The organism is Actinocatenispora thailandica, assembly GCF_016865425.1.
Classification (GTDB): domain Bacteria; phylum Actinomycetota; class Actinomycetes; order Mycobacteriales; family Micromonosporaceae; genus Actinocatenispora; species Actinocatenispora thailandica.
In genome coordinates this window covers 4,815,553-4,840,678 of record NZ_AP023355.1, presented here as the reverse complement: position 1 = coordinate 4,840,678, position 25,126 = coordinate 4,815,553, and the positions used below count along the sequence as shown (strand labels likewise).

Here is a 25,126-nt window from a genome sequence, read left to right as displayed (position 1 = left end):
CCCCCCGTCGGTGTGGACAGCAACAGGAGGGCTTTCGTGACCACCGTCGCTCCCAGGCCGCCGGTGCCGAAGCAGCCGAGCGCACCGAAGCCGATCGTGACCCGGCCGTGGCCCGTGCACGAGACACCCCGTGGCTCGTGGCTGGCGCGCACGATCCGGACCACGGACGCGAAGCAGATCGGGATCATGTACATGGTCACCGCCTTCGCGTTCTTCCTGATCGGCGGCCTGCTGGCGCTGCTGATGCGGGCTGAGCTGGCCCGGCCGGGCATGCAGTTCCTGTCGCCCGAGCAGTACAACCAGCTGTTCACCATGCACGGCACGATCATGCTGCTGATGTTCGCGACGCCGATCGTGTTCGCGTTCGCCAACTACGTCGTGCCGCTGCAGATCGGCGCACCCGACGTGGCGTTCCCGCGACTCAACGCGTTCGCCTACTGGCTCTACCTGTTCGGCAGCACCCTGGTGGTCGCCGGCTTCATCACCCCGGGCGGCGCGGCCGACTTCGGCTGGTTCGCCTACCAGCCGCTCGCCGGCGTGGCCAACTCGCCGGGCGCCGGCGCCACGCTGTGGTTCGTCGGCCTGATGATCTCCGGCCTGGGTACCATCCTCGGCTCGGTCAACCTGGTCACCACCGTGCTGACGCTGCGCGCGCCGGGCATGACGATGTTCCGGCTGCCGATGTTCACCTGGGCGATCACCGTCACCGCGCTGCTCGCGCTGCTGGTGTTCCCGATCCTCGCCGCGGCACTCGCCGCCGCCGTGGCCGACCGGGTGCTGGGTACCCACGTGTTCGACTCCGCCACCGGCGGGGCGATGCTCTGGCAGCACCTGTTCTGGTTCTTCGGCCATCCCGAGGTGTACATCGTCGCGTTGCCGTTCTTCGGGATCATCTCCGAGGTGATCCCGGTGTTCAGCCGCAAGCCGCTGTTCGGCTACAAGGGCATGGTCGGCGCGCTGGTGGGGATCGCGGCGCTGTCGATGACGGTCTGGGCGCACCACATGTTCGCCACCGGCCAGGTGCTGCTGCCGTTCTTCTCGCTGCTCAGCTTCCTGATCGCGGTGCCGACCGGGATGAAGTTCTTCAACTGGATCGGCACCATGTGGCGCGGCCAGCTGACGTTCGAGTCGCCGATGCTGTTCTCGATCGGCTTCCTGGTCACGTTCCTGTTCGGCGGCCTGTCGGGCGTGCTGCTGGCGTCGCCGGCGATCGACTTCCACGTGTCCGACACGTACTTCGTGGTGGCGCACTTCCACTACGTGCTGTTCGGCACGATCGTGTTCGCCGTCTACGCCGGGGTCTACTTCTGGTTCCCGAAGATGACCGGCCGGATGATGGACGAGCGGCTCGGCAAGCTGCACTTCTGGCTCACCGTGATCGGCTTCAACACGACGTTCCTGGTGCAGCACTGGCTCGGCGCCGAGGGCATGCCCCGGCGGTACGCCGACTACCAGGCCGGCGACGGTTTCACCACGCTGAACACGATCTCCACGATCGGCGCGTTCATCCTCGGGGTGTCCACGCTGCCGTTCCTGTGGAACGTGTACAAGTCGTACAAGAGCGGTCCGGTCGTCGAGGTCGACGACCCGTGGGGCTACGGCAACTCGCTGGAGTGGGCGACCAGCTGCCCGCCGCCGCTGCGCAACTTCGACCGGATGGTGCGCATCCGCAGCGAACGCCCGGCCTTCGACCTGAAGTTCCCGGAGCTGGAGGGCGTCGACCACCACGGCAAGCTGCCGCCCGCGCCGGTCTCGCCGGCGCCGGCGATCAACGCCGCCGCGGAGAAGGACGACTGACCGACCCGAACGACCCGGCGGCCCGCACCGATCCCGGTGCGGGCCGCCGTCGTTCCGGCCGAGCTGTGGCTGGCCCCGGTCACTCGACGTGCGGGGTGCCGGTGAGGGCGACACCCGCGTCGCGCAGCTGCGTCAGCGCCGCGTCCACCGTCGGTTGGGCGACCCCGGCGGTCAGGTCGAGCAGCACCCGGGTCCGGAACCCCTCCCGTACCGCGTCCAGCGCGGTGGCGCGCACGCAGTGATCGGTGGCGATGCCGACCACGTCGACGGCGTCCACGTCGTGCCGCCGCAGCCACTCGGCCAGTGGCACGCCGTGCGACCTGCCCTCGAAGCCGGAGTACGCGGCGGCGTACGCGCCCTTGTCGAACAGCGCCCGCAGGCGGGACCGGTCGAGGTCCGGATGCAGGTCGGCGCCGACCGTGCCGGCCACGCAGTGCGCCGGCCAGCTGTGCGCGTAGTCGGGGTCGGCGCTGAAGTGATCCCCCGGGTCGAGGTGGTGATCGCGGGTGGCGACGATGTGCGCCCAGCAGCGGTCCGCCTCGCCCGCCGTCTCGTTGGCGGCGAACAGCGCGCTCAGCCGCCGGGCGATCGCCGAGCCGCCCGCCACCGCGAGCGAGCCACCCTCGCAGAAGTCGTTCTGTACGTCCACCACGATCAGTCCGGTTGCCACGACGTTCCCTCCTTCGTCGTATCGATTCTTGCGCGCCCGGGGCGCCGATCCGGCCGATCCGGCGGTCAGGCGGCACACATCGGGGAGTCGGCGCTGACCCGCTTCGCTGGCGGCTGATTCCGTCTGCTGGCGGCAAAGAACCCTGTCGGCCCGGCTCGCGGCGCCGCACCGTTGGTCGCGAGGCGCCGCACCGGCGCGCGGAACCACAGCGGGAGCGGACATGAAAGCGTTCACGGGCGGGCCAGCGGCCGCCATCGGATCGATGGACGACCAGCTGGCCGGTCGGCTGTTGACCCAGCGAATCATCGTGCTCGGCACCGAGGTCGACGACGAGGTGGCGAACCGGCTGTGCACCCAGCTGCTGCTGCTGTCGGCGGAGGACCCACGCGCGGACATCAGCCTCTACATCAACTCACCGGGCGGGTCGGTGCTCGCCGGGCTGGCGATCTACGACGTGATGCGGCTGATCCCGAACGACGTGAGCACCCTGGCGCTCGGCATGGCCGGCAGCATGGCCCAGTTCCTGCTCTGCGCCGGCGCCAGCGGTAAGCGGTACGCGCTGCCGAACGCGCAGATCCTGATGCATCAGGGTTCGGCCGGGCTCGGCGGGACCGCCGCCGATGTGGAGATCTACGCCGGCCAGTTGGAGCGCCTGGGCGCTCTGATGCACCGCTTGATCGCCGAGCACAGTGGCCAGACCGCCGACACGATCGCCGCCGACGGACTGCGGGACCGCTGGTTCACCGCCACGGAGGCGCGCGAGTACGGCCTGATCGATCACATCCTGGAGCAGGTCGACGACGTCCGGCCGACGGCCGGCAAGCGGCGGATCGGAGTCTGATCATGTCCCAGTACACGATCCCGACCGTGGTGGAGAAGACCGCGCTCGGGGAGCGGGCGTTCGACATCTACTCGCGGCTGCTGTCCGAGCGGATCATCTTCCTCGGCACCCCGATCGACGATGGCGTCGCCAACGTGGTCATCGCCCAGCTGCTGCATCTGGAGGCCGAAAGCCTGGACCTGGAGATCAACCTCTACATCAACTCGCCAGGAGGCTCGTTCAGTGCGTTGACCGCCATCTACGACACGATGCGGTTCGTCCGGCCCAACATCGCCACCCTGTGTGTCGGCCGGGCCTCGTCGGCTGCTGCCGTGCTGCTCGCCGCCGGTACCCCGGGGAAGCGTGCGGTGCTCGAACACGCCAAGGTGGTGCTGCACCAGCCGTCCACGGCGGAGGGCTCGTTCGACGTCGCCCAGGGCACCCTGCCGGATCTGGCCATCCAGGCGAAGGAGGTCGTGCGGCTGCGGGCCGAGATGGAATCGATCCTGGCCCGGCACACCGGGCACAGCCCCGAGAAGATCGCCGCGGACATCGACCGGAACAAGACGTTCACCGCGCAGCAGGCGGTCGACTACGGCATCGCCGACGCCATCCTCACCACCCGCACCATCCCGCCAGGGACGAGCTGGTAGCGATGCCACACGGCGCCGATCCCGTCACGCGGCGCGGCACTGAGCGTCCGGGGTCGACGGCGGGGCAACCGGGGAGCCGGTCGCCCCGCCGCCACCGGAAAGCCGCAGCATCCGCAACCGGGCCGGCGCGACCACGGACGCCGTCGGGTCCGCCCAGGCCCCTGCCGGATCGTGGCCCAGCGGGTCCAGGACGCCGCGATGCCCGAGTCGGACCTCGGGCCGGGCCCGGGTCGGGGCCCAGCCCGGCCCCGGCAGGACGCGGTCGGAGCTCAGGTCCCACAGCATCTCGGCCAGCAGCTCGGTCAGGTCGATGCCCAGGGCGGCGCAGACCGCGGCCAGCACCTCCGAGGACGCCTCCTTGCGGCCGCGTTCCAGCTCGGAGAGGTAGGCCATCGAGATCTGCGCCGCGCCCGCGACCTCGCTCAGCGTCCGGCCTTGGAACTGCCGAGCCCGGCGCAACACGCGGCCCAGCACCCGGCGCAGCAGCTCGGGTGTCGGGCGGTCGCGCTGAGCCGGCACCGCATCCGGTGGGGCCATCGACGCCTCCCAGGTTCTGTCTCGAAGCCGCCCGACAGGCGTTGGTGGAAACCGATCCCCTCACCTATACCCGGCCGGGCGGCGGTCCGGGGCGTCATTTCGCCACCGGCGTAACGAATGACCGGCACTGCGGCCGGCTGCGGTCAGTTGCTGATCATGGTGACCGGGATGGCCGGGTCGCCCGCGGAGAGCTTCAAGCCGTCCCACGGGATCGACACCAGGCACTCGGCGAGGTGCGCGCGGCTGCTGGCGAGGTCCGGCAGGTCCGCGGCCGGCTCCCCGCCGACCAGGTAGGGCCGCTGCAACGCCCGGTCGTGCGGTTCGGCGCCCGGCTCGCAACGCGACGCGACGACCTCCTCCACCGCGGTGCCGGTCGGCTTGTGCCGGCGCACCGCGTACTTGCGTCCGCCGACCGTCTTCTTGTTCTCCGAGCGCTTCACCACCGGCCGCCCGTCCACCTCGACCAGCTTGTACACCAGCTGCGCGGTCGGCGCGCCGGATCCGGTCACCACCGCGGTGCCGGCACCGTACGCGTCGACCGGCGCCGCGGCCAGCGCGGCGATGGAGTGTTCGTCCAGGTCGCCGGAGACCACGATGCGGGTGTCCCGGGCGCCGAGCGAATCGAGCAGTTCGCGAGCCTGCACCGCCATGACCGACAGGTCGCCCGAATCGATCCGGATCGCGCCGAGCTGTGGCCCGGCCACCTCGATGGCGGTCCGGATGCCCTGGCTGATGTCGTACGTGTCGACCAGCAGCGTCGTGCCGGGACCGAGCGCCGCGATCTGCGAGGCGAACGCGTCCGCCTCCGAGTCGTGCAGCAGCGTGAACGCGTGTGCTGCGGTGCCGGCGGTCGGCACGCCGTAGCGCACCCCCGCGGCGACGTTGGAGGTGGAGGCGAAGCCGGCGAGGTAGGCGGCCCGGGCGGCCGCGACCGCGGACCGCTCGTGGGTGCGGCGGGAGCCCATCTCGATGATCGGCCGGCCGTGCGCGGCGGTGACCATCCGGGCCGCTCCGGATGCGATCGCGCAGTCGTGGTTGAGCACGGACAGCAGCAGCGTCTCCAGCAGCACCCCGACCGCGAAGGGAGCCGTGACGGTGAGGATCGGCGACCCGGGGAAGTAGAGCTCGCCCTCGGCGTACCCCTCGATGTCGCCGGTGAACCGGTAGTCGGCGAGCCAGCGGGCGGTCCGGTCGTCGAGCACGTCCTGCCGGCGCAGCAGATCCACCTGCTCGTCGGTGAAGCGGAACTCGCGGAGCAGTTCGATCAGCCGTCCGGTGCCGGCGACCACCCCGTAGCGCCGCCCGTTGGGCAGCCGCCGCCCGAAGACCTCGAACACGCACGGCCGGTCGGCGGTGCCGTCGGCCAGTGCGGCCCGCACCATGGTGAGCTCGTACTGGTCGGTGAGCAGTGCGGTGGCATCCACGCCGTCTCCCGCGTCGTCGCTGGCTGGAAGGGTGCCGGACCATGCGGCACCCCGGGTCGCGGTCAGACTAGCCGCGTGCCGGCCGGCCGCCGACGGGTGCGCCGGCCATCGTGGCCGCCGCGATCGGGTGCCGCGGCTGTGCGACACGGAACAATGCCGCACAGCGGGCGTCAAACCGGCGTAACGTTTGGCGGAAGATCGCCGAACGCTGGGGGACGGTGGATGGGCCCGGGTGCTGACGGGACACCGCGCCGAGTGCTGGTGGTCTCGGCCGACATGGGCGGGGGCACCACGCGACGGGCCGGGCGCTGGAGGAGAGCGTCGAACGGCACTGGCCGGGCAGCGAGGTCCGGTGGATCGACACGCTGGACACGATGGGCAGCTGGGTCGGTCCGTTGTTCCGCCGTGTCTACGTCGCGAACGTGCAGACCACGCCCTGGCTGTACGAGTTCTTCTACGCGATGCTGTGGCGGCATCGTTGGTTCGCCACGGCCGCCAAGTCGACGCTGGCGGCCTGGGCCGGGCGGCGGCTCGCCACCGAGGTCGAGCGGTTCGATCCGGACCTGATCCTGTCCACCTACCCGCTCGGTTCGGCCGGGTTGTCCTGGCTGCGCCGGCACCGGCTGCTGCCGGTCCCGGTGGGGGCCTGGGTGTCGGACTTCGCGCCGCACCCGTTCTGGCTCTACCGCGACCTGGACGCGACGTTCGTGATGCATCCGGCCGCGCTGCCGGCCGCCGAGCTGGCCGAGCCGGGCATCGCGGCGCGGGCGACGGTGCCGACCGTGGAGCGCCGGTACTACCCGGGCGACCCGCAGTTGGAGCGGCCCGAGCTGGGCCTGCCCGCGGACCGTTTCGTGGTCCTGGTGACCTGCGGGGCGTACGCCTTCGGCGCGGTCACCGAGGCGGTCGACGCGCTGCTCGCCGCCGCCGGCCCGATCCAGGTGGTGGTTGCCTGCGGTCGCAACGAGCGGCTGCGCGCCGCGCTGCGCGCCCGCGGCCTGCCGGCGGAGCGGCTGCTGCCGTTGGGCTGGGTGGCGGACACCGCGCCGCTGGTCCGGGCGGCGGACCTGGTGGTGACCAACGCGGGCGGCGCGACCTCGCTGGAGGCGCTCGCCACCGGCCGCCCGGTGGTGATGTTCCGGCCGATCGCCGCGCACGGTGCGGCGAACGCCGCGCTGATGGGCCTGTCCGGGCTGTCCGAGACGTGTTCGACGGCGGCGCAGCTGACCGCGCTGGTGTCGGCCCGTGCCGCGGCCGGCGGGTCCGGTGGCGCGGAGAGCACCGCCGTGAAGGAGTACCTGGACGGTCACGATGCTGCGCTGGACCTGCCGGCGCTCGCGGCGAGCGCCCCGCCGGCGCCGCCCCCGGCCATCGCGTCCGGGCAGATCCGCCCGGTCCGGCGCGCCTGGCCGCTGCGACCGCCGGACTCGTTCTTCCTGCACGTGCAGACCCGGTCGATCACCCAGCAGGTCGGTGCGGTGATCACCGCGGAGCCGGAGCCGGGGGCCGCACCGCTCACCGCGGACGTCCTGGTGGAGCGGATCGCCGCGGCGCTGCCGGTGCTCACCACGCTGCGCCGCCGGGTGGTGCCCCGCGGCGGTTGGCTGCGGCCGGGCTGGGTGGTGGATCCGGCGATCCGGGTGGCCGACCACGTGCACGAGGTGGTGGCGGCCGACGACGCGGAGCAGGCGGCGGCGCTGGACCGGTTCTGGTCCGAGCCGGTCTCGCTGCGCCGGCCGCCGTGGCAGCTGCTGGTGGTCCGCCGAGCCGGTGACTCCGGGTCGGCCGGCTGCACGCTGGCGTTCAAGATGCACCACGCGATCGGCGACGGGCTGTCGCTGATCGGCACCCTGGATCGCATCCTGGAGACGCCGGGGCGGCGGACGCCGCGCCGGCGGGGTGCCCCGTCGCCGCGGTCGCGCACCCTGAAGGGGATGGCGTTCCAGGCCAGCCGGGTGGTGCGCGGGATGTGGGAGCTGGGTACCAATGCCGGCGCCCCGCGGCACCCGCTCAACCGGGAACTGACGGCGAACCGGCGCGGCGTGGTGACGGTGCCGCTGCCGACCGAGCAGGTGCGGGCGGCGGCTCGCCGGCACCGGGCGCGCAGCAGCGAGGTGCTGCTCGGGGTGCTCGCCGAGGCGCTGCACCGGGCCGGCGTGGCGGACGGCGCGGCGCCGGACCGGTTGCGGACGATGCTGCCGGTCGCGATGGCCTCGGCGAGTGGCGCCCGGACCGCCGGCAACCAGACCGGTGTGGTGTCGGTGGACCTGCCGGTCGGCCCGATGACCGTCACCGAGCGGATCCAGCGCATCCGTGGCGACCTGCACCGGCGGATGGACCTGGGTGAGCCGCACGCGGCGGCGTTCGTGATGCGCGCGCTGGGGATGTTCCCGGCGCCGGTGCATGCCTGGATGTCGCAGCGGGTGTACAACAGCCAGTTCTTCAACATGATCGCGTCGTACATTCCGGGGCCGCTGCAGCAGCGTCGCATCGCCGGTCATCGGCTGACCGCGGTGTACCCGGTGGTGGCGCTGGCCGAAGGGGTGCCGCTGGGGATCGGCATCATGCGCTACGCCGGTGTCACCGGCGTCTGCGTGCTGTACGACGAGTCGTTGCGTGGCATCGCCGGTCCGCTGGCGACGGCGCTGCGCTCGGCGTTCGCCGACGCGCTGGCTCAGGGCCGCTGATGGGCGGCCCGCCGCCGAGCGCCGCCGGGGAGCGGTGAGGCGATGCCACCCGGACTGTTCATCGCCGTACCGGCGGCGGTGATCGGCGCGCTGTCGTTCGGCATGTCGTCGAACCTGCAGTACCGCGCGACGCACCAGGTGCCGACCCGCCGTGCCGGTGATCCGGCACTGCTGGCCGACCTGATGGGCACGAAGATGTGGCGGTGGTCGATCGTGCTGGCGTTGACCGGCTTCGCGTTGCAGGTGACGGCGCTGCGGTTCGGGCCGGTGATGGTGGTGCAGCCGCTGCTGGTGTGCAGCCTGCTGTTCTACGTGCTGCTCACGCCGGTGCTCGCCGGCCGCCGTCCGGACGCCGTACGCATCGGCGGCGCGTTGCTGGCGCTCGCCGGGCTGGTGGCGTTCCTGCTGGTGGCGCGGCCGACCGACACCGGTGGCAAGGACCTGACGCCGGCCACCATCCTGCCGCTCGCGATCGGGCTCGCGGTGCTGCTGACCGCCTGCCTGATCGCGGCGACGACGGTGTCGAAGCGCTGGCGGCCGCTGCCGCTGGCGCTGGCCACCGGCATCTGCTACGGGGTGACCGCGGGCCTGGTGCGCAGCCTGTCGAACCGGTTCGCCGAGGGGTTCCCGGAGCTGCTCCACCACTGGCAGCTGTACGCGATCTGCGTGCTCGGCCCGTTCGGGGTGCTGCTCAACCAGAACACCTTCCAGGCGGGCCGGCTGGGCTCCCCGGCGCTCGCGATCATCACCACGGTGGATCCGTTGATCTCGATCGGGGTGGGTCTGCTCTGGCTGGATGGCACCATCTCGGTGAGGGTGGCCGAGGTGCTGGGTGAGATCATCGCGTTGGCGGTGATGGCCCTCGGGATCGCCGTGCTGGCGACCCGGGCGCCGCATCTGGTCGGCGCCGGGCAGCAGGTGGGGGAGGGTGACTGATGCGGGTGCGTGGCGCGGTCGCGCTGGTGACCGGTGCGTCCTCGGGGATCGGCTGGGCCACCGCGCTGCGGTTGGCCGAGCTGGGCGCCCGGCTGATCCTGACCGGCCGGGACACCGAGCGGCTGGCGATGCTCGCCACCATGACCGGCGGTACCCCGCTCGCGGCGGACCTGTCCGAGCCGTCGGCGGTGACCCAGCTGGCCCGTGCCGCGCTGGACGCGGCGGGCCGGGTCGACCTGCTCGTCAACAACGCCGGTGAGGGGCATGCCGGGCGGTTCACCGCGATGAGCGCCGACCAGGTGGCCCGGTTGCTGGCGGTGAACCTGTCGGCGCCGATCGAGCTGACCCGGGTGCTGCTGCCGGGGATGGTCTCGCGCGGCACCGGGCACGTGGCGTTCGTCACGTCGATCGCTGGCCGTACCGGCGTGGCGGGTGAGGCCGTCTACTCGGCCGCGAAGGCCGGTGTGGACGCGTTCGCCGAGTCGCTGCGGTTCGAGCTGGCCGGTTCGGGGTGCGGGTCGGGGTGCTGGTGCCGGGCGTGGTCCGGACCGCGTTCTTCGATCGCCGCGGGGTTGCCTACCTGCGGCATCGCCCGCGGCCGTTGCCGGCGGCGCGGGTCGCGGACACCCTGGTCCGCGGCATCGTGACCGAACGTGATGAGTCCTTCACGCCGTCCTGGCTGCGGTTGCCGGTGGCGGTCCGCGCGCTGGCTCCCACCACGTACCGGCGGCTGGCCGGGCGCTTCGGCGGTTCGTGACCGGACGGTCGCGCACGCACGGTGGCCGCGCGGGGCGGGCCGGGGAACGTCACGTCCCGATTCCGACCGGCAAACCTGTCGCTGCGGCTCGCGCATTCTCCGGTAAGGTCACTCCATCCGGTGCGGTTCGCCGGGCCTTAACCCTCCCTTCATTGCCGGTTTGCATCAGGGGCCGGCGTCGAATGAGCCGATCAGTCGACACCGCGGGGGTGGCCTGCGCGTGTCTAGCGGTACCGACTGGGGCGCGACAGCGTGCTCGCGGTGCGGATGGGCGCGGGTACGGCCAGTGAGGTCCGCGGACGGCCGGCGGCGGCCGGTCGGATGGGAAGCACGCGAAGTTAACAGGCAGTGTCCGGCAACCGTACAGGGACTATCGAGTTATTCATCAGTGGTGCGATACTGCGTCACCTTGCGAATAACGAGAGACGTTATCGGGAGAGCACATGGGTCAGCTCAAGCAGCGCGTCAACGGCCTGGTCGAGAGAGCGACCGGGTACCGGTTCGTGCGGGTGGATCGGCTGCGCGGGCTCAAGGCGGGCATGGTTGGCCTGGTGGAGCAGTTCACCGGTGGTGAGGTGAACGGCTGGGTGTCGGTGCCGCGAGGTGCCGACCCGGTGCGGGTGAGCCTTCAGCTCAGCGGCTTCGAGGTCGCCGCCACCTGGGCGAGCGACCCGGTGAAGCGGGGGAACTACGGCGAGGCGCGGCGCTTCCACTTCCGGATCAAGGACATCTGGCAGTACGTGAAGACCAGCGACAAGCTGACCGTCAGTGTCGACGACGTCGCCCTGCCCATCGCCAAGCACGGGATGTTCCTCCGCCCCAACAATGACGGGCAACACAGTCTAGGAGAGTTGAAGCGTCGGATGTCCAACGGTCACGTCTTCGGCCAGACCGGCCGACTCCAGTTGTCCAAGAAGCTCGACACGGACTGGCAGGACAAGGTCATGGGCCTGTACGGGAAGGTCCGTGAGCTGGTCAAGGAGGCGTACGGGTACGACGTCTTCTTCGTCTACGGCACCCTGCTCGGCGCCGTCCGCGAGGGTGGCGTGATCGGTCACGACGTGGACTTCGACTGCGCGTACGTGTCCCGGCACACCGACGGCCGGGTCTCCGCCGACGAGCTGCAGGAGATCGCGTTCCGGCTGGTGGAGAGCGGCCTGGACGTGGAGTGCAAGCGCACCGCGCTGCACATCCACGACACCAGCGATCCGGAGACCCGCATCGACCTGTTCCACACCTACTTCAACGACGAGGGCCTGCTGCAGTTCCCGTTCGGTGTCGCCGGTACCACCGAGGTGCGCAGGAGCGACTGGTCGGGCACCAAGGAGATCGACTTCTGCGGCGGTCGCGGGCTGCTGCCGGTCAACGCCGAGCAGATGGCCGAGCACCTGTACGGCGAGAACTGGCGTACCCCGAAGCCGGGCTTCAAGTGGGCGCGGGACCGGGTCAAGAGCGACCAGTCCGGCCTGATGCCGCTGTCGTACGGCGAAGAGGTCTACTGGTCGAACTTCTACATGCGGGCGACCTTCGACGAGGGCTCGACGTTCTTCGAGGCGATCAACGCCCGCGAGGACACCCCGAACACGATCATCGACATCGGCTGCGGCCAGGGCCGCGACTCGTACGCGTTCGGCAAGGCCGGCCGCAACGTGCTCGGCATGGACCGGTCGAAGGTCGGCGTCAAGCACGCCGCCGCCAAGGCCGAGGAGTTCGGCATCGGTGACCGGGTCAAGTTCACCGCCTGCGACGTGTCCGACGAGCCGGCGCTGCGCAAGAACCTGACCGAGGCGCTGGCCGCCGCGGACGGGCCGGTGCTGTTCTACATGCGCTTCTTCCTGCACTCGCTGCCGGAGGAGACGCAGCACACGCTGATGAGTGTGCTCAGCGAGTGCGCCCGTACCGGGGACATGTTCGCCGCCGAGTTCCGGACCGACAAGGACGAGGCGCTGGAGAAGACCTACGGCAAGCACTTCCGCCGCTACCAGAACGGGCCGGCGTTCGGTCAGGCGCTGAAGGACAAGTACGGCTTCGAGCTGCTGCACGAGCAGGAGGGCCGCGGGCTGTCGGTGTACAAGGACGAGGACCCGGAGCTGTACCGGGTGGTCGCCGTCCACCGCTGATCCACCCTGCCGCCGCGGGCCACACCCGATGGGGTGCGGCCCGCGGCGCCGTTGTGGCCCGGGTCGCGCTGTGGCTCCAGCGGGTCGGATTGACCGGGGTCGATCCGGGGCGGGACGATCCGCGCCATGCCGATTCTGGAGCTGCTGCATTTCAACGACGTTCATGCCCGGTTCGACGGGTTGGCGCGGCTGGCCGGCCGGGTGCGCGAGATCCGCGCCGCGGCACCGTATCCGGTGCTGGCGCTGGACGGTGGTGACATCGAGGACAGCGGGGTGGAGCTGTCCGCGCTGACCCGGGGCGTGGCGGCCTGGCGGTTGTTGCGGGCTGCGGGCGTGGACGCCGCGGTGGTCGGCAACGGGGGGCTGTTGCGGTACGGGCCGGGCGTGCTCGCCGAGTACGCCGCCGCCTTCGGGGCGCCGCCGCTGCTGGGCGACGTGGCGCTCGACGGCGCGGCGTTGCCGGGTACGGTCGCCGCGCGGCTCGTCCCGGCCGGCGACCTGACCGTCGGCATCATCGGGATCACCGACTGGTTCACCGCCTACGCCGACTTCGGCCTGACCGAGTTGCCCCGCATCACCGAGGTCTGCCGGCACGCCGCCGAGCTTCGCGAGCAGGGCGCTGATGTGGTGGTGGTCCTCAGCCACGCCGGCATCGACAACGACCGGGCGCTCGCGCAGAAGCTGATCGGCCGGGTCGACCTCATCGTCGGCGGCCACAGCCACACGCTGCTGCCGGACGGCGAGCACCGGGGCAACGCGATCCCGATCGTGCAGGCCGGCAACTTCGCCGAGCATCTCGGCCGGGTTCGGTTGTCGGTGCAGGAGGGTACGGTCTCGGTGGTACGGACGACGGTCGAACCGGTGCCGGCCGACGCGCCGCGCGATCCCGAGGTGCTGGCCGAGCTGGCGGCGTGCGAGCGCGATCTGGCGGATTGGCTCGCCGAACCGGTCGGCATGTTGCGCGACGCCGCCGAGCTGACCGAAGGTGGCGAGTCGGCCATGGTGCTGTTGCTCACCGAGGCGGTGCGGTCGGTCTTCCCGGTCGACGTGGCCGTGCTGTACCCGGTGCACTGCGCGGCGGGAATCGCGGCGGGCGCGGTGACGCGGGGCGACGTGTGGCGCGCGACGAGTTCGCCGGGCAATGCGGCGGTGGCGACGCTCACCGGCGCGCAGCTGCGCGAGATGTTGCGCCGCGGCGCGGCGCCGGAGCAGGCGGCCCGCCGGCCGCGGGCGTTCCGGGGGCGGGCCTTCGGGTACCTGCATGCGGTGGGGTTGACGGTGACGGGTGACCGGATCCTGGTCGGAGCGGAGCCGTTGGACGACGCCCGCAGTTACCGGGTGGCCGGGTCGGACGTGGAGCTCTCGCCGTACGGCGGGTTGGTGGATCTCGTGCCGGCCGACCTGACGCTGGACACCAGCCGGATCATGCCGGAGCTGCTCACCGACCACCTCGTCGCCCGGAGCTGATGCCACCTCTGGTCGATCATGGTGCCAGCTGAGTGGAAAGCGCTTGCCGTTCACGACGACGCCATGATCAACCAGACGGGTGGGTTGGATGGGGCGCGTCACCCGGGGTCGGACGGGCCCGGGTGCCGGGGAGGGGACCGGCGTACGGTGGCGGGGAGAGTGGACGCCGGGAGGGGTGGCGATGGCTGAGGTCGGGGTGAGTCTCGGCGCGACGCGCGCGGAGCAGATGCCGCGGGGCGAACTGCTGGAAGACGCGATGCAGCGGTTCGGCCAGCTGCCGCCGGAGGCGATCCTCAAGGAAGACCTGCTGCGCACCGGAATGGCGTTCGACGACTCGGCGCTGACCGACAACGAGGACGGCGAGGTCAAGCCGAAGTCCTACTTCATCTTCTCGTTCGACCACCGGGAGCTGCCGGAGCTGGGCAGTGCCGCGCTGCGTCGGCCGCCGGAGGAGATCGTGCTGACCGGCGGGCCGTTCGGGTTGCGCCGCACCGTGGTGTCGGTGCGGGTGAACCCCGCCTCGCCGTACCGGGTGGCGGCCGGCGACGACGGGCTGCTGCGGCTGCACGTGGACGGCCGGGCCATCGCGGACGTCGGGCTGCCGCCGATGCCGGAGTACTACCGGCACGCGCTCGGCAACGGCAAGCAGGTGATGGAGGTGGCGCCGACGATCCAGTGGGGCTACCTGATCTACCTGACGGTCTTCCGGGTCTGCCAGTACTTCGGCGCCAAGGAGGAGTGCCAGTACTGCGACATCAACCACAACTGGCGCCAGCACAAGAAGGCCGGCCGGCCGTACACCGGGGTCAAGCCGGTGGACGAGGTGCTGGAGGCGCTCGCGATCATCGACGAGTACGACACGGCGAAGCTGTCCACCGCGTACACCCTGACCGGCGGCAGCGTCACGAAGACGGTGGAGGGGCTGGCCGAGGCCGACTTCTACGGGCGGTACGCGAAGGCCATCGAGGAGCGGTTCCCGGGCCGGTGGATCGGCAAGGTGGTCGCGCAGGCGCTGCCGAAGGCCGACGTGCAGCGGTTCTTCGACTACGGCATCCGCATCTACCACCCCAACTACGAGGTGTGGGACAAGCGGCTGTTCGAGCTGTACTGCCCGGGCAAGGAGCGCTACGTCGGTCGCGAGGAGTGGCACCGCCGCATCCTGGACGCGGCCGACGTGTTCGGCGCCCGCAACGTGATCCCGAACTTCGTGGCCGGTGTCGAGATGGCCGCGCCGCACGGTTTCACCGACGTGGACGCGGCGATCGAGTCGACCGCCGAGGGCCTGGAATACTTCATGTCCCGCGGGATCACGCCGCGGTTCACCACCTGGTGCCCGGAACCGACCACGCCGCTGGGCAGGGCGAACCCGCAGGGCGCGCCGCTGGAGTACCACCTGAAGCTGCTCACCGCCTACCGGGAGACGATGGAGCGCAACAAGCTCAGCGCGCCGCCCGGGTACGGTCCGCCCGGCGCCGGCAACGCGGTCTTCTCGGTCAGCTCGTTCATGGACACGCTGCCGCCGGAGCCGACCGCGGGCTCCTGAGCGGATCCGGACCTGCTGCCCGGGCCGCGCCGGCGGTAGGGTGCGCGCGTGGCCGACGTGATGCGGGTCGAGGTGCTCGGCCGCTGGACCGTGGTCTGGCGGTGCGCGCTGGCGATCCTGATCGGGGTGGCCGCGGCGGCTGCCGGTGGGATGCTCGGGTCGCTGTTGTGGCACACCGCGGAGGCGGTGCAGTTGTGCGTGGCGCCGCCCGCGCTGGTTGCCGGCGCGGCTGGCTGCGCCGCGCTGCGGGGGCGGCCGCCGCAGATGGCCGTGTCGATCCTCGGGCTGTACGCGCTGGGTTGGGCGGTGGCCTTCCTCGGCCACGCCGGCCCGCCGTACCAGCGGTCGTTCTGGCCGGCGTTCCACCTCGGTCTCGCCGCCGCCGGCACGCTGGCGGCGCTGGTGGGTTTCGTGCTGGCGGCTCACGTCGGCCGCCGGCCCGCGCCGGCCGGTGAGCCGGCCGACCCGCCGGGGGCCGGCACCGACCGCTGATCGGGTCGGCCCGGGTCGGCTCGACCGGCCAGGCGCCGCTGAGGCCGACCAATGCGGTACCCGGCGGGCAGGCGCCACCGGGCGAAGACGCACGCGGATGCGGATGAGCGTCACGACGATGGCCGCACGCCGCCGGCTCCGGTTTGCTGGAGCAGGACGGAGCGCGGTGACCGCGCATCCCGGGTACGCGATGGGGGAACGCTGATGCTGGTGGCGCGGGAAGTGACGCTGGGGCTGGCCACGCTGGGGTTCGGGCTGATGGCGGGGTTGTTCTACGCGTTCGCGGTGGCGGTGATGCCGGCGCTGCGTGGGGCCGACGACCGGACGTTCGTCGACGTGATGCAGCGGATCAACCGGGCGATCCTGAACGGCTGGTTCCTGCTGGTGTTCGTCGGTGTGCTGCTGCCGGTGGTCGCGGCGGCGGCGCTGCACCTCCCGGCCGGCGCCCGCCCGGCGCTGCCGTGGGTGCTCGCCGGTCTGCTGCTCTACCTGGTGATGTTCCTGATCACCGGCCGGGTGAACGTCCCGCTCAACGACCGGTTGGCCGCCGCCGGCGACCCGGCCCGGCTGGCCGAGCCGGCCGCGGTACGGGAGGCGTTCGAGGCGGTGTGGGTGCGCTGGAACCTGGTTCGCGCGGTGACCGCGACCGCCGCGTTCGGCTGCCTGGTGCTGGCGCTGGTCCGGTCCGCGGGGGCGAGCTGAGGGTCCGCCTCGACGCCCGGTCTCGGTGTGCCGGGCGTCGAAGCCGGGCCGCGCGGCCGTTGGCCGATGCGGCGGAAGCGGGGCGTGGCGGGGCGGGGCGGGGCGGGGCGGTGTGGCGTCGCCGGCCCCGGCACGCTTGCCGGGGCCGGCGCGCTGGGGTGCCGGCGGCCCCCGCCGGGCTGGTCAGCCGATGGCGGACAGCCGGGGCAGGATCCGCTGGGCGACCTTCTCGGTGAACTCCACCGGGTTCTGGCCGGGGTTGGGCATGACCTCCAGCTCGCTGATGCCGAGCGTGGCGTACTGCTCGGCCGCCGCGACGAACGCGTCCGGGTCGTCCAGCGGATCGACCGTGGCCAGTGCGGTCTTCGCGATCCGGTCGTAGTCGGTGCCCTCGTTGGCGCAGTGCGTGCGCAGCACGTCGAGCTTGTGCGCGATGTCGTCCGGGCTGCTGGCGAACAGGTTGCAGGCGTCGCCGTACTTCGCGACCAGCCGCAGCGTCTTCTGCTCGCCGCCGCCACCGATCAGGATCGGCGGATGCGGCCGGGTGATCGGCCGCGGCGAGCAGATCGTCTCCGCCAGCTGGTAGTGCTTGCCCTGGTAGGGCCCGTCGTCGTCGCTCCACATCTGCCGGCAGATCTGGACCGTCTCCTCCAGCCGCTCGAACCGCTCCGCGACCGGCACCACCGGCACCCCGAGCGCGCGCTGCTCCCGCTCGTACCAGGAGGCGCCGATGCCCAGCCGCGCCCGGCCCTCGGACAGCACGTCCAGGGTGGTGACGATCTTGGCGAGCAGGCCGGGGTAGCGGTACATCACGCCGGTCACCATCAGCCCGAGGGTGGCCCGGCTGGTGTGGCCCGCCACGTAGCCGAGGGCGGTGTAGCCCTCCAGCATCGGTTCGGTGGCCTGCGCCCGATGCTCCATCTGGAAGTAGTGGTCCATCACCGTGAAGCTGCTGAAGCCGGCCTGATCGGCGAGCCAGGCGGAGCGCTCCAGCGTCGGCGCGATCGACCGGGGATCCTGCGGTTCGGAGTATGTCCAGTAGTGCAAACCGAGTTTCATGCCCACCCCTCACAACTCCACCATGGACACTCCACAGTGGATTCAGTCGTACTGGCCGGCCCGCACCGCCGCGACGAACGCGCGCCACGCCGAGGCGTCGACGTCCAGCGCCGGCCCATTGCGATCCTTGGAGTCTCGCACCCCCACCGCCCCGGCGAACCGCACTTCCACACACTGCTGGTTGTCCGCACTACGACTCGACTTGAACCACTCGCCACCGTGGGATGTCATCGGGTCACACCTCCTTGCGAATGTCTTGGATGAAGGTAATCGATTCGTCCTCGCTCAAGGCAAGGCGCTCCGTCATGTGGTAGGTGAGGACATAGTCGGCGACATCGTCTCGGCTGTCCACGATCGCGGTTGAGGTGAGAATCTCCTGCCACACGATGTCATGTAGGCGTGGTGACTCGAAAGACAGAACCTGGTAAGGAGCGCCGATCGAAGGGTGCACTCCAAGCGAGAACGGAAGCACGCGCAGCTGGATGTTGGGCTGGCTGGAGAGCATGACGAGGTGATCCAGCTGTGCTGCCATGACATCCCTGCCGCCGATGTTCTGCCGGAGGGTGCTCTCGGCAAGGAGGCACGAGATCTGGAGAGGATCAGTCCCGGCCAATCGATTGCGCCGGGCCATCCGTGCTTGAACCCTTCGCTCCACCTCGGTCAAACGCACGTGCGGCGTGCCGCCGGCGATGAGCGCCCGGGTGTACTCCTCGGTCTGGAAGAGGCCATAGATCAGTTCGCTGTGGTAGCTACGCACACATTCGGCGCCGGCTTCGAGGCCGAAGAACTTTTGCAGCTCGGCGCTGAAGATCCCTCCGTATTCGTGCCACCAGGCTTTCTCGTTCGCGCCCAGGCGGAGTGATTCCAGCTCGACACGTTCGTCGGAACCGATGTCGTAGAGCGTGCAGAGTTGGGCGAGGCGGTCGGCGGTCAACTTGGGGCGGCCCGCTTCGACCGCGGAGACATGGCCCTGCGTGACGCCGATGTTCTTGGCGGTCTCGGTCGCGGTCAGGCCAGCCTGCTGTCGGTACTCCCGGAGGCGGATGCCGAGTTCCCAGGCCTTGATGACCGGTGAAGTCGCCGTCACGACCGCCCCCTTTCGGCTGCGCCAACACTATCCGGGCGATGGAACCTCGCTCAAACTGAGATGCCGGTCTGGTGATATTACCAACCATGTCGTACAGTCGCGGTGTCGCGTTCCGAGTGCGAGAAGGAGCTGAGAGTCATGTGGGTGGGGACGGACCGAGGGATGCACTACATCGACGACGAGGACCGCGCCGCGTACTGCTTCACGCTGACCCGCCTGGTCGGGGACGACCCGGTCGACCTGGACGAGTGCGTCATCGGCAGCGTGCAGGTGGTGGCCGAGGAGCAGACCGTCGAGCAGGTCAAACACGGCATGCGCGGCTGGGCGCTCGCCACCCTCGCGGCCGGCCGGTACGGCTTCGGGCGGTACGAGGTGGCGATGGGGGTGCGGGACCGGGACGGCGACCTCGACACCCGGTTCGGACACGAGGTCATCGACTGGGACGGCGACCGCCAGTTGGTCCCCGCCGCCGGTTGAACGCTGCGCAATATCCCCGTCCCGCCCCGTGGCGCCGACCTACCGTGCCGGTATGGGGCTGCACATCGGAATGGTGACCATCGACTGCGCCGAGCCGCGCGCGCTCGCCCGGTTCTGGTCGGCCGCTCTGGACGTGGCCGCGGTGTTCGAGTCCGACGAGTTCGTGCTGCTCGGTGCCGGCGGCGACGGCGAACCCGAGCTGGGGCTGCAGCAGGTGCCCGAACCCAGGGCCGGGAAGAACCGGGTGCACGTGGACCTGCGCACCGACGACGTACCGGCCGAGGTCGACCGGTTGGTCGCGATCGGCGCCAGCAAGATCGCCGAGCACACCATGCCGGGCGTGCACTGGACCGTCCTCGCAGACCCGGCCGGCAACGAGTTCTGCGTCGGCTCGCACGACGCCTGACCCGTCGACCCCGGGCTCGCGCGGCGCGGCGGCCGGCCCACCTGCCTGGTCGACGCGGTAGCGGGGCGCCTCACCGGCCGGCGTGCGGGCCGACGGAGGGCGGCGGGGTGGCGAACGGATCAGTACCGCGTTAACAGGCTGTGTCCCAGGGTGCCGCGCACCGCAATCGCGACTATGGTTCGGACATGGCGCGCGAGGCACGGGTGTTGGGCATCGTTCTCGCCGGCGGCGAGGGCAAACGGCTGATGCCGCTGACCGCCGATCGGGCGAAGCCCGCGGTGCCGTTCGGCGGGCAGTACCGGCTGATCGACTTCGTGCTGTCCAACCTGGTCAACGCCGGCTACCTCAAGCTGTGCGTGCTCACCCAGTACAAGTCGCACTCGCTGGACCGGCACATCTCGCAGACCTGGCGGATGAGTTCGATGCTCGGGCAGTACATCACGCCCGTGCCGGCGCAGCAGCGGCTCGGCCCCCGGTGGTACACCGGCTCCGCGGACGCGATCTTCCAGTCGCTCAACCTGGTGTACGACGAGGGGCCCGACTACATCATCGTGTTCGGCGCCGATCACGTGTACCGGATGGATCCGCGCCAGATGGTCGAGGCGCACATCGCCTCCGGCGCCGCCGCGACCGTGGCCGGAATCCGGGTACCGCGGGACGACGCGCGGGCGTTCGGCGTCATCGAGACCGCCGACGACGGCAAGACCATCACCCGGTTCCTGGAGAAGCCGGCGCAGCCGCCGGGCATCCCCGGCGACGACACCCACGCGTACGCCTCGATGGGCAACTACGTGTTCACCGCGGACGCGCTGATCGACGCGCTGCGCACCGACTCGGAGGACCCGGCGTCCGCGCACGACATGGGCGGCAACATCATCCCGATGCTGGTCGACAAGGGCGACGCCGCCGTCTACGACTTCGCCGCGAACGACGTGCCCGGCGCCACCGAACGCGACCGCGGCTACTGGCGCGACGTCGGCACCATCGACGCGTACTACGCCGCCCACCTCGACCTGGTCTCGCTGCACCCGGTCTTCAACCTGTACAACAGCGACTGGCCGATCCGTGGCCACGTGCCGCCGCTGCCGCCGGCGAAGTTCGTGCTCGGCGGCCGGGCGTACGAGTCGCTGGTCTCCGCCGGCTGCATCGTCACCGGTACGGTCGCCCGCTCGGTGCTGTCACCCGACGTGATGGTCGAGGACGGCGCCTGGGTGGAGGACTCGGTGCTCTCCGACGGGGTCCGGATCGGCCGCGGCGCGGTGGTCCAGCACGCCATCCTGGACAAGAACGTGGTCGTCCCGCCCGGCGCCCACCTCGGTACCGACCTGAGCCGCGACCGCGAGTTCCACACCGTCACCGACTCCGGCATCGTCGTGCTCGGCAAGGGCGAACCGGTCCACCAGCGGCGCTGAGCCAGCCGCGCTCCACCCGACCCGGGGATGGCGCCCGGGTGCGCCGGGCCGGTTCCGTGGACCCGGACACCACACCCGGTGTCGCTCCGGGTGTCTGGTGCGACGGGGCCGGCCACGTCCCGCCGGAGCGCCGGCACCGTCAGCGGGCCGGGCCGAACCAGGTCGTCAACGCGGTCGACAGCGCGTCCAGATCGGCCGGTGCCGTCCGGTCGGCGACCCACGCGACGTGGCCGTCCGGACGGACCAGCAGGCCGGTGACGGCACCGACGTTGCTGGCGCGCGCGGAGATCACCCGGACCCGGTCGGCGTGCCCGGCCGCCGCCGCGACCACCGCCGGGTCGCCGGCCATCTCCAGCAGCAGCCCGCGACCGTCGAGGGTCAACTCCGCCAGCGGTACCGGACCGTCCGCGGTCACCAGCCCCGGGTCCGGGCAGAACCGGCCGAGCAGCGGATGCCCACCGGTCGCGTACCGCACGTCCAGCCCGCCGAGCATCGACGTCAGGTGCCAGTTGACCTGCTCCAGATCCATCAGCTCGGCGAACAACGCGCGCAGCGCCCCGGACTGCGGATCCGGCCGCAACAGCGCCAGCTGAGCCCGGGTGTTGGCGAGCACCCGCGCCGCCACCGGGTGCCGCTCCGCGGTGTAGCTGTCCAGCAGCGACTCGCCGGCGTCGCCGGCCAGCACCGCGGCGAGCTTCCAGCCGAGGTTCGCCGCGTCGCCCAGCCCCAGGTTCAGCCCCTGCCCGCCGAACGGCGAGTGCACGTGCGCCGCGTCCCCGGCGAGCAGCACCCGGCCCCGCCGGTACCCGTCGGCCAGCCGGGCGTTGTCGGTGAACCGGGTCGCCGTGCGCATCGCCGTGACGGTGACCGGGACACCGCTGACCCGGCGCAGGCTCGCCTGCACCTCGGCGGCGGTGACCGGCGCGTCCCGGTCCGCCGGCGGCCCGTCGAACTCCACCGTGAGGACCCGGCCGGGGAACGGGCCGTTCACCAGCAGGCCGGTGTCGGTGCGGGTCCAGCCACCGGGTAGGTCCGCCGCCCCGGCCAACTCGACGATGGCCTGGTGCCCGGTCATGGTGGGCGCCGTACCGGGGAACGCGAAGCCGGCGAGTCGCCGCACCGTGCTGCGACCGCCGTCGCAGCCCACCAGGTACCGCGCCCGCAGGGTGTCGCCGTCGGACGACTCGACGGTCACCCCGCCGCCGTCGTCCACCACCGCGGTGACCTCGACGCCGCGCCGGACCGTCCCGCCCAGGCCGTCGACCCAGTGACCGAGCAGCCGTTCCAGCTCCAGCTGCGGCATGATCATCATCGGTCGGCCGATCGAGGCGACACCCGCCTCGCCGGCCGCCACCAGGCCCCGCGGTCGCAGCCGCAGCAGTTCCATCGCCGCCGGCAGTTCGTCGGGCGCGAACCCGAGCTTGAAGATGCCCGCGAAGTGGCCCCGAAGCCCCGGCCGCACGCCGCTTCGTACCGGCAGCGCCGCCACGAGTCGCCGCTCGAGCTCGGCCAGCCCGGCTCCCAGGCCGGCCCGTTCCAGCAGCTCGACCGTACGGCCGCTGATCGAGCCCGCCTTGATCGTCTCGCTCGGCTCCGCCAGCCGCTCCAGCACCGTCACCGACACGCCCCGTACCAGCAGCTCACCGGCCACCATCAGGCCGACCGGGCCGCCACCGACCACCACCACGTCTGCGTTCGTCATGACCGAAGGGTCCGGCCGAACGCTGGCAGCACCCGCACCGGCGGCTGACAGCCGTCCCCGACCCGCTGCGTCGGTTGTCAGCCGCTGCCGGCCCGCTGGCTGACGACCGGTGCCGACCCGCCGCGTCGGTTGCCGGCCGCCGCCGGCCCGCTGCGTCGGTTGCCGGCCGTTGCCGGCTCGCTGCGTCGGTTGCCGGCCGCCGCCGGCCCGCCCCGCCGCGTCGGTTGCCGGCCGCTTCCCCGGCCGAGGGTCGGCGACGGTCGTGATCGGCCGCTGCCGGCGGCGGCCCCCAGGCCGGGTCGGGAGCACAGGTCGGTACCGGTTTGCGGCGGTCTGCGGTGCGGGGCGCCCGGCGCCGACCCGGCCGCCCTACCATCCGCGGATGAACGGTGCGACGCCGCCGCCGCGGCCGACCCCGCTGCACTGGCGCACCCTGCTCCCGGTCGCCCTGGCACTGGTCGGCGTGCTCCTCGCGCTCGCCACCCGGTACGGCTACCACCGCGACGAGCTCTACTTCCGGCTGCTCGGCCGGCACCTCGCCGCCGGCTACGTCGACCAGCCGGTCGGCACCCCGGCGCTGGCCCGGCTGACGACCGGACTGTTCGGCGACAACCTCGTCGCGCTGCGGCTGCCGGCCGCCCTCGCCGCCGCCGGTACGGCGCTGCTCGCCGCGGCGCTCGCCGCCGAGTTCGGGGCCGGCCGCCGCGGCCAGCTGCTCGCCGCGATCGGTACCGCGACCGGGGTGTTTCCGCTGGTCGACGGGCATGTCCTGGTCACCTCGGCGATCGATGCGCCGATCTGGCTCGGCACCATCCTGTGCTCGGTACGGGCGCTGCTGCGCGACCCGCGGTGGTGGCTCGCGGCCGGCGCCGTCGCCGGTGTCGGGCTGCTCAACAAGCAGCTGATCGTGCTGCTCGCGATCGGGCTCGCGGCCGGGCTCGCCGCCGTCGGCCCACGCCGTACGCTGCGCGACCGGTACCTGTGGCTCGGTGTCGCGCTCGCCGCCGTGCTCGGTGCGCCGAGCATCGTCTACCAGGTCACGCACGGCTTCCCGCAACTCGCGATGGCGTCCGCGCTGTCGTCGCACGGCGGTACCGAGAACCGGATCGAGTTCGTCCCGTTCCAACTCGTCCTGCTCGGCCCGCTACTGGTGCCGATCTGGTGGGCCGGACTGCGCGCCCTCGCCCGCCGTCCCGCCTGGCGCCCGGTGCGCTGCCTGGTCGTCGCGTACCCGGTCGCCGGGCTGATCGCGCTGGTCGGTGGTGGCCGCGCCGACTACGTCATCGGGCTGGTCGTCGCCTTCTTCGCGATCGGCTGCGCGGTGTTGGACGCACCTCCGACCGTGCCCGCGGGCCACTGGCGGCGCTGGCTGCGACTCGCCGCGGTCGCGGTGGCGGTCGACGCCGTCGTGGCGGCGCTCATCTCGCTGCCGGTACTGCCGGTGCGCTGGGCCGGACGGACCCCGATCCCGGCGCTCAACCCGGCCATGCGGGACGCGGTCGGCTGGCCGGCGTACGTGCGGCAGGTCGAGGCGGTGTACCGGTCGGTGCCCGACCCGGCCGCCACCGCCCTGCTGACCGGCAACTACGGCGAGGCCGGCGCGATCGACCGGTACGGCACCGGGTTGCCCGCCGTACACAGCGGGCAGAACGAACTGTGGGAGCAGGGGCCGCCGCCGGACTCCGGCACCGCCGCGGTGGTCGTCGGCATCGCTCCGGAGCAACTGCCCGGCGTGTTCGGACACTGCGAGGTGCGCGACCGGCTGGACAACGGCGTCGGCGTCGACAACGAGGAGCAGGGCCGGCCCATCCTCTACTGCACCGGCCGCACCGCCCCCTGGCCCACCCTCTGGCCCCGCCTCCGCCACCTCGACTGATCCCCAGCCGCACGGCGCGGTGCCCGGCCGCCCGCCGGCCACCGGTGCCCGCGGCGGGGCGTCACTCGGTGGACGCCCCGATGCCAGGCGATCAGCGGCAGGTCAGTGGCCGTACGGGCAGCGGGAGCCGCGCCAGTGGTCGACGCAGTAGGAACGCTCGCAGATCGGGCAGAAGTACGGGGCCCAGGCCGGGTCCCGGTCGTACAGCACGCCGGGCAGGTCGTCGTCGGCCGATCGGACCCGGTGCGCCAGCCGCTCGTCGGCCAGCGGCTCGGCCACGTCGGTGGCGCCGAAGCCGGACACCATCAGGGTGGCGTTGTCGCCCGGGCCGGGCAGCAGTTCCACCATCGCCGCCGCCTGGCGGCAGCCGTGGTACTGACAGGCGACGGCGGTGCGGGTTCGGGCCGGAGGTGTTGAGTCGAGCACCTGGCAAGTGTGCCGAAAGCCCACAACCTGATCTATTCGCAAGATCACTTTGATCAGATGTTGACACATCGGACCA

23 protein-coding genes and 1 pseudogene are annotated in these 25,126 nt (G+C 71.9%); 16 read left to right on the top strand and 8 right to left on the bottom strand.

All coding sequences use genetic code 11. The features are described from left to right. Positions 1-63 precede the first annotated feature (63 nt). On the top strand, positions 64-1,797 hold the full coding sequence (gene ctaD, locus Athai_RS21550; RefSeq protein ID WP_203966018.1) for an aa3-type cytochrome oxidase subunit I: 1,734 nt from the start codon (positions 64-66) through the stop codon (positions 1,795-1,797). A 79-nt stretch (positions 1,798-1,876) separates the two neighbouring features. On the opposite strand, the gene Athai_RS21545 is transcribed toward ctaD, so the two are convergent. After that, complete coding sequence (locus tag Athai_RS21545; RefSeq protein WP_239157074.1) at positions 1,877-2,467, bottom strand: isochorismatase family protein; 591 nt, start codon at positions 2,465-2,467, stop codon at positions 1,877-1,879. A 220-nt stretch (positions 2,468-2,687) separates the two neighbouring features. Here Athai_RS21545 and Athai_RS21540 point away from each other — a divergent pair, with 220 nt between their 5' ends. Continuing rightward, positions 2,688-3,308, top strand: coding sequence for a ClpP family protease (locus tag Athai_RS21540; RefSeq protein ID WP_203963178.1), 621 nt, complete (start codon positions 2,688-2,690; stop codon positions 3,306-3,308). A gap of 2 nt (positions 3,309-3,310) precedes the next feature. Further along, positions 3,311-3,940: a ClpP family protease gene (locus tag Athai_RS21535; protein ID WP_203963177.1), complete on the top strand. Its 630-nt coding sequence runs from the start codon at positions 3,311-3,313 to the stop codon at positions 3,938-3,940. Between the two features lie 24 nt (positions 3,941-3,964). On the opposite strand, the gene Athai_RS21530 is transcribed toward Athai_RS21535, so the two are convergent. Continuing rightward, positions 3,965-4,477, bottom strand: a complete 513-nt coding sequence (locus tag Athai_RS21530) for a helix-turn-helix domain-containing protein (protein ID WP_203963176.1) — start codon at positions 4,475-4,477, stop codon at positions 3,965-3,967. 143 nt (positions 4,478-4,620) lie between these two features. After that, positions 4,621-5,901, bottom strand: a complete 1,281-nt coding sequence (locus Athai_RS21525) for a nicotinate phosphoribosyltransferase (protein WP_275422521.1) — start codon at positions 5,899-5,901, stop codon at positions 4,621-4,623. Positions 5,902-6,200: 299 nt separating this feature from the next. Between Athai_RS21525 and Athai_RS34860 the strand changes: the two are divergent. The 9 genes and pseudogenes from Athai_RS34860 to Athai_RS21485 all read left to right on the top strand — a co-directional run. Beyond that, positions 6,201-6,608: pseudogene (locus Athai_RS34860) on the top strand (MGDG synthase family glycosyltransferase); the annotation flags it as partial. A gap of 3 nt (positions 6,609-6,611) precedes the next feature. Then, positions 6,612-8,588, top strand: coding sequence for a WS/DGAT domain-containing protein (locus Athai_RS21520; RefSeq protein ID WP_275422659.1), 1,977 nt, complete (start codon positions 6,612-6,614; stop codon positions 8,586-8,588). Between the two features lie 42 nt (positions 8,589-8,630). Further along, a complete protein-coding gene (locus Athai_RS21515) occupies positions 8,631-9,524 on the top strand; it encodes a DMT family transporter (protein ID WP_203963174.1) in 894 nt (297 codons plus the stop codon). After that, positions 9,524-10,171 carry an SDR family oxidoreductase gene (locus Athai_RS21510; protein WP_203963173.1) on the top strand — a complete coding sequence of 216 codons (648 nt, stop codon included), beginning with the start codon at positions 9,524-9,526 and terminating at the stop codon, positions 10,169-10,171. The genes Athai_RS21515 and Athai_RS21510 overlap by 1 nt, the downstream gene beginning before the upstream one ends. Positions 10,172-11,750: 1,579 nt before the next feature. After that, positions 11,751-12,401 carry a class I SAM-dependent methyltransferase gene (locus Athai_RS35350; RefSeq protein ID WP_420829838.1) on the top strand — a complete coding sequence of 217 codons (651 nt, stop codon included), beginning with the start codon at positions 11,751-11,753 and terminating at the stop codon, positions 12,399-12,401. Positions 12,402-12,527: 126 nt separating this feature from the next. Continuing rightward, positions 12,528-13,868: a bifunctional metallophosphatase/5'-nucleotidase gene (locus Athai_RS21500; RefSeq protein ID WP_203963171.1), complete on the top strand. Its 1,341-nt coding sequence runs from the start codon at positions 12,528-12,530 to the stop codon at positions 13,866-13,868. Between the two features lie 181 nt (positions 13,869-14,049). After that, complete coding sequence (locus tag Athai_RS21495; protein WP_239157073.1) at positions 14,050-15,411, top strand: radical SAM protein; 1,362 nt, start codon at positions 14,050-14,052, stop codon at positions 15,409-15,411. Positions 15,412-15,459: 48 nt separating this feature from the next. Then, entirely contained in the window at positions 15,460-15,903 is a 444-nt protein-coding gene (locus Athai_RS21490) for a hypothetical protein (protein WP_203963170.1), read from the top strand. Positions 15,904-16,107: 204 nt separating this feature from the next. Further along, on the top strand, positions 16,108-16,605 hold the full coding sequence (locus Athai_RS21485; protein WP_203963169.1) for an anthrone oxygenase family protein: 498 nt from the start codon (positions 16,108-16,110) through the stop codon (positions 16,603-16,605). A 183-nt stretch (positions 16,606-16,788) separates the two neighbouring features. Here the strand turns inward: Athai_RS21485 and Athai_RS21480 are convergent, their stop codons facing one another. The 3 genes from Athai_RS21480 to Athai_RS21470 are packed head-to-tail and all read right to left on the bottom strand — an operon-like array spanning position 16,789 to position 18,751. Next, entirely contained in the window at positions 16,789-17,664 is an 876-nt protein-coding gene (locus Athai_RS21480; protein ID WP_203963168.1) for an LLM class F420-dependent oxidoreductase, read from the bottom strand. Positions 17,665-17,706: 42 nt separating this feature from the next. After that, the gene (locus Athai_RS21475) at positions 17,707-17,895 is read right to left on the bottom strand and encodes a DUF397 domain-containing protein (RefSeq protein WP_203963167.1); all 189 of its coding nucleotides are present in this window, start codon (positions 17,893-17,895) and stop codon (positions 17,707-17,709) included. Between the two features lie 4 nt (positions 17,896-17,899). Further along, positions 17,900-18,751, bottom strand: coding sequence for a helix-turn-helix domain-containing protein (locus Athai_RS21470; protein WP_203963166.1), 852 nt, complete (start codon positions 18,749-18,751; stop codon positions 17,900-17,902). A gap of 144 nt (positions 18,752-18,895) precedes the next feature. On the opposite strand from Athai_RS21470, the gene Athai_RS21465 reads away from it, so the two are divergent. The 3 genes from Athai_RS21465 (at position 18,896) to glgC (ending at position 21,046) form a co-directional block, all read left to right on the top strand. After that, positions 18,896-19,228: a hypothetical protein gene (locus tag Athai_RS21465; protein ID WP_203963165.1), complete on the top strand. Its 333-nt coding sequence runs from the start codon at positions 18,896-18,898 to the stop codon at positions 19,226-19,228. A 52-nt stretch (positions 19,229-19,280) separates the two neighbouring features. Continuing rightward, a complete protein-coding gene (locus tag Athai_RS21460; protein ID WP_203963164.1) occupies positions 19,281-19,634 on the top strand; it encodes a VOC family protein in 354 nt (117 codons plus the stop codon). Between the two features lie 185 nt (positions 19,635-19,819). After that, positions 19,820-21,046: a glucose-1-phosphate adenylyltransferase gene (glgC, locus tag Athai_RS21455; protein WP_203963163.1), complete on the top strand. Its 1,227-nt coding sequence runs from the start codon at positions 19,820-19,822 to the stop codon at positions 21,044-21,046. 139 nt (positions 21,047-21,185) lie between these two features. Here the strand turns inward: glgC and Athai_RS21450 are convergent, their stop codons facing one another. Beyond that, complete coding sequence (locus Athai_RS21450) at positions 21,186-22,748, bottom strand: FAD-dependent monooxygenase (protein ID WP_203963162.1); 1,563 nt, start codon at positions 22,746-22,748, stop codon at positions 21,186-21,188. Between the two features lie 382 nt (positions 22,749-23,130). On the opposite strand from Athai_RS21450, the gene Athai_RS21445 reads away from it, so the two are divergent. Beyond that, positions 23,131-24,624 (top strand): glycosyltransferase family 39 protein, encoded by a 1,494-nt coding sequence (locus Athai_RS21445; protein WP_203963161.1) that lies wholly within the window; start codon positions 23,131-23,133, stop codon positions 24,622-24,624. 102 nt (positions 24,625-24,726) lie between these two features. Here Athai_RS21445 and Athai_RS21440 read toward each other — a convergent pair whose 3' ends face one another. Continuing rightward, a complete protein-coding gene (locus tag Athai_RS21440) occupies positions 24,727-25,050 on the bottom strand; it encodes a hypothetical protein (RefSeq protein ID WP_203963160.1) in 324 nt (107 codons plus the stop codon). Positions 25,051-25,126: the final 76 nt, after the last annotated feature.

Excerpts from the sequence above, each read along its gene's own strand:
- Athai_RS21540 (WP_203963178.1), top strand. The coding sequence starts at position 2,688 with ATGAAAGCGTTCACGGGCGGGCCAGCGGCCGCCATCGGATCGATGGAC.
- Athai_RS21535 (WP_203963177.1), top strand. The coding sequence starts at position 3,311 with ATGTCCCAGTACACGATCCCGACCGTGGTGGAGAAGACCGCGCTCGGG.
- Athai_RS21530 (WP_203963176.1), bottom strand. The coding sequence starts at position 4,477 with ATGGCCCCACCGGATGCGGTGCCGGCTCAGCGCGACCGCCCGACACCC.
- Athai_RS21520 (WP_275422659.1), top strand. The coding sequence starts at position 6,612 with ATGCATCCGGCCGCGCTGCCGGCCGCCGAGCTGGCCGAGCCGGGCATC.
- Athai_RS21515 (WP_203963174.1), top strand. The coding sequence starts at position 8,631 with ATGCCACCCGGACTGTTCATCGCCGTACCGGCGGCGGTGATCGGCGCG.
- Athai_RS21510 (WP_203963173.1), top strand. The coding sequence starts at position 9,524 with ATGCGGGTGCGTGGCGCGGTCGCGCTGGTGACCGGTGCGTCCTCGGGG.
- Athai_RS35350 (WP_420829838.1), top strand. The coding sequence starts at position 11,751 with ATGCCGCTGTCGTACGGCGAAGAGGTCTACTGGTCGAACTTCTACATG.
- Athai_RS21500 (WP_203963171.1), top strand. The coding sequence starts at position 12,528 with ATGCCGATTCTGGAGCTGCTGCATTTCAACGACGTTCATGCCCGGTTC.
- Athai_RS21495 (WP_239157073.1), top strand. The coding sequence starts at position 14,050 with ATGGCTGAGGTCGGGGTGAGTCTCGGCGCGACGCGCGCGGAGCAGATG.
- Athai_RS21485 (WP_203963169.1), top strand. The coding sequence starts at position 16,108 with ATGCTGGTGGCGCGGGAAGTGACGCTGGGGCTGGCCACGCTGGGGTTC.
- Athai_RS21480 (WP_203963168.1), bottom strand. The coding sequence starts at position 17,664 with ATGAAACTCGGTTTGCACTACTGGACATACTCCGAACCGCAGGATCCC.
- Athai_RS21475 (WP_203963167.1), bottom strand. The coding sequence starts at position 17,895 with ATGACATCCCACGGTGGCGAGTGGTTCAAGTCGAGTCGTAGTGCGGAC.
- Athai_RS21460 (WP_203963164.1), top strand. The coding sequence starts at position 19,281 with ATGGGGCTGCACATCGGAATGGTGACCATCGACTGCGCCGAGCCGCGC.
- glgC (WP_203963163.1), top strand. The coding sequence starts at position 19,820 with ATGGCGCGCGAGGCACGGGTGTTGGGCATCGTTCTCGCCGGCGGCGAG.
- Athai_RS21450 (WP_203963162.1), bottom strand. The coding sequence starts at position 22,748 with ATGACGAACGCAGACGTGGTGGTGGTCGGTGGCGGCCCGGTCGGCCTG.
- Athai_RS21445 (WP_203963161.1), top strand. The coding sequence starts at position 23,131 with ATGAACGGTGCGACGCCGCCGCCGCGGCCGACCCCGCTGCACTGGCGC.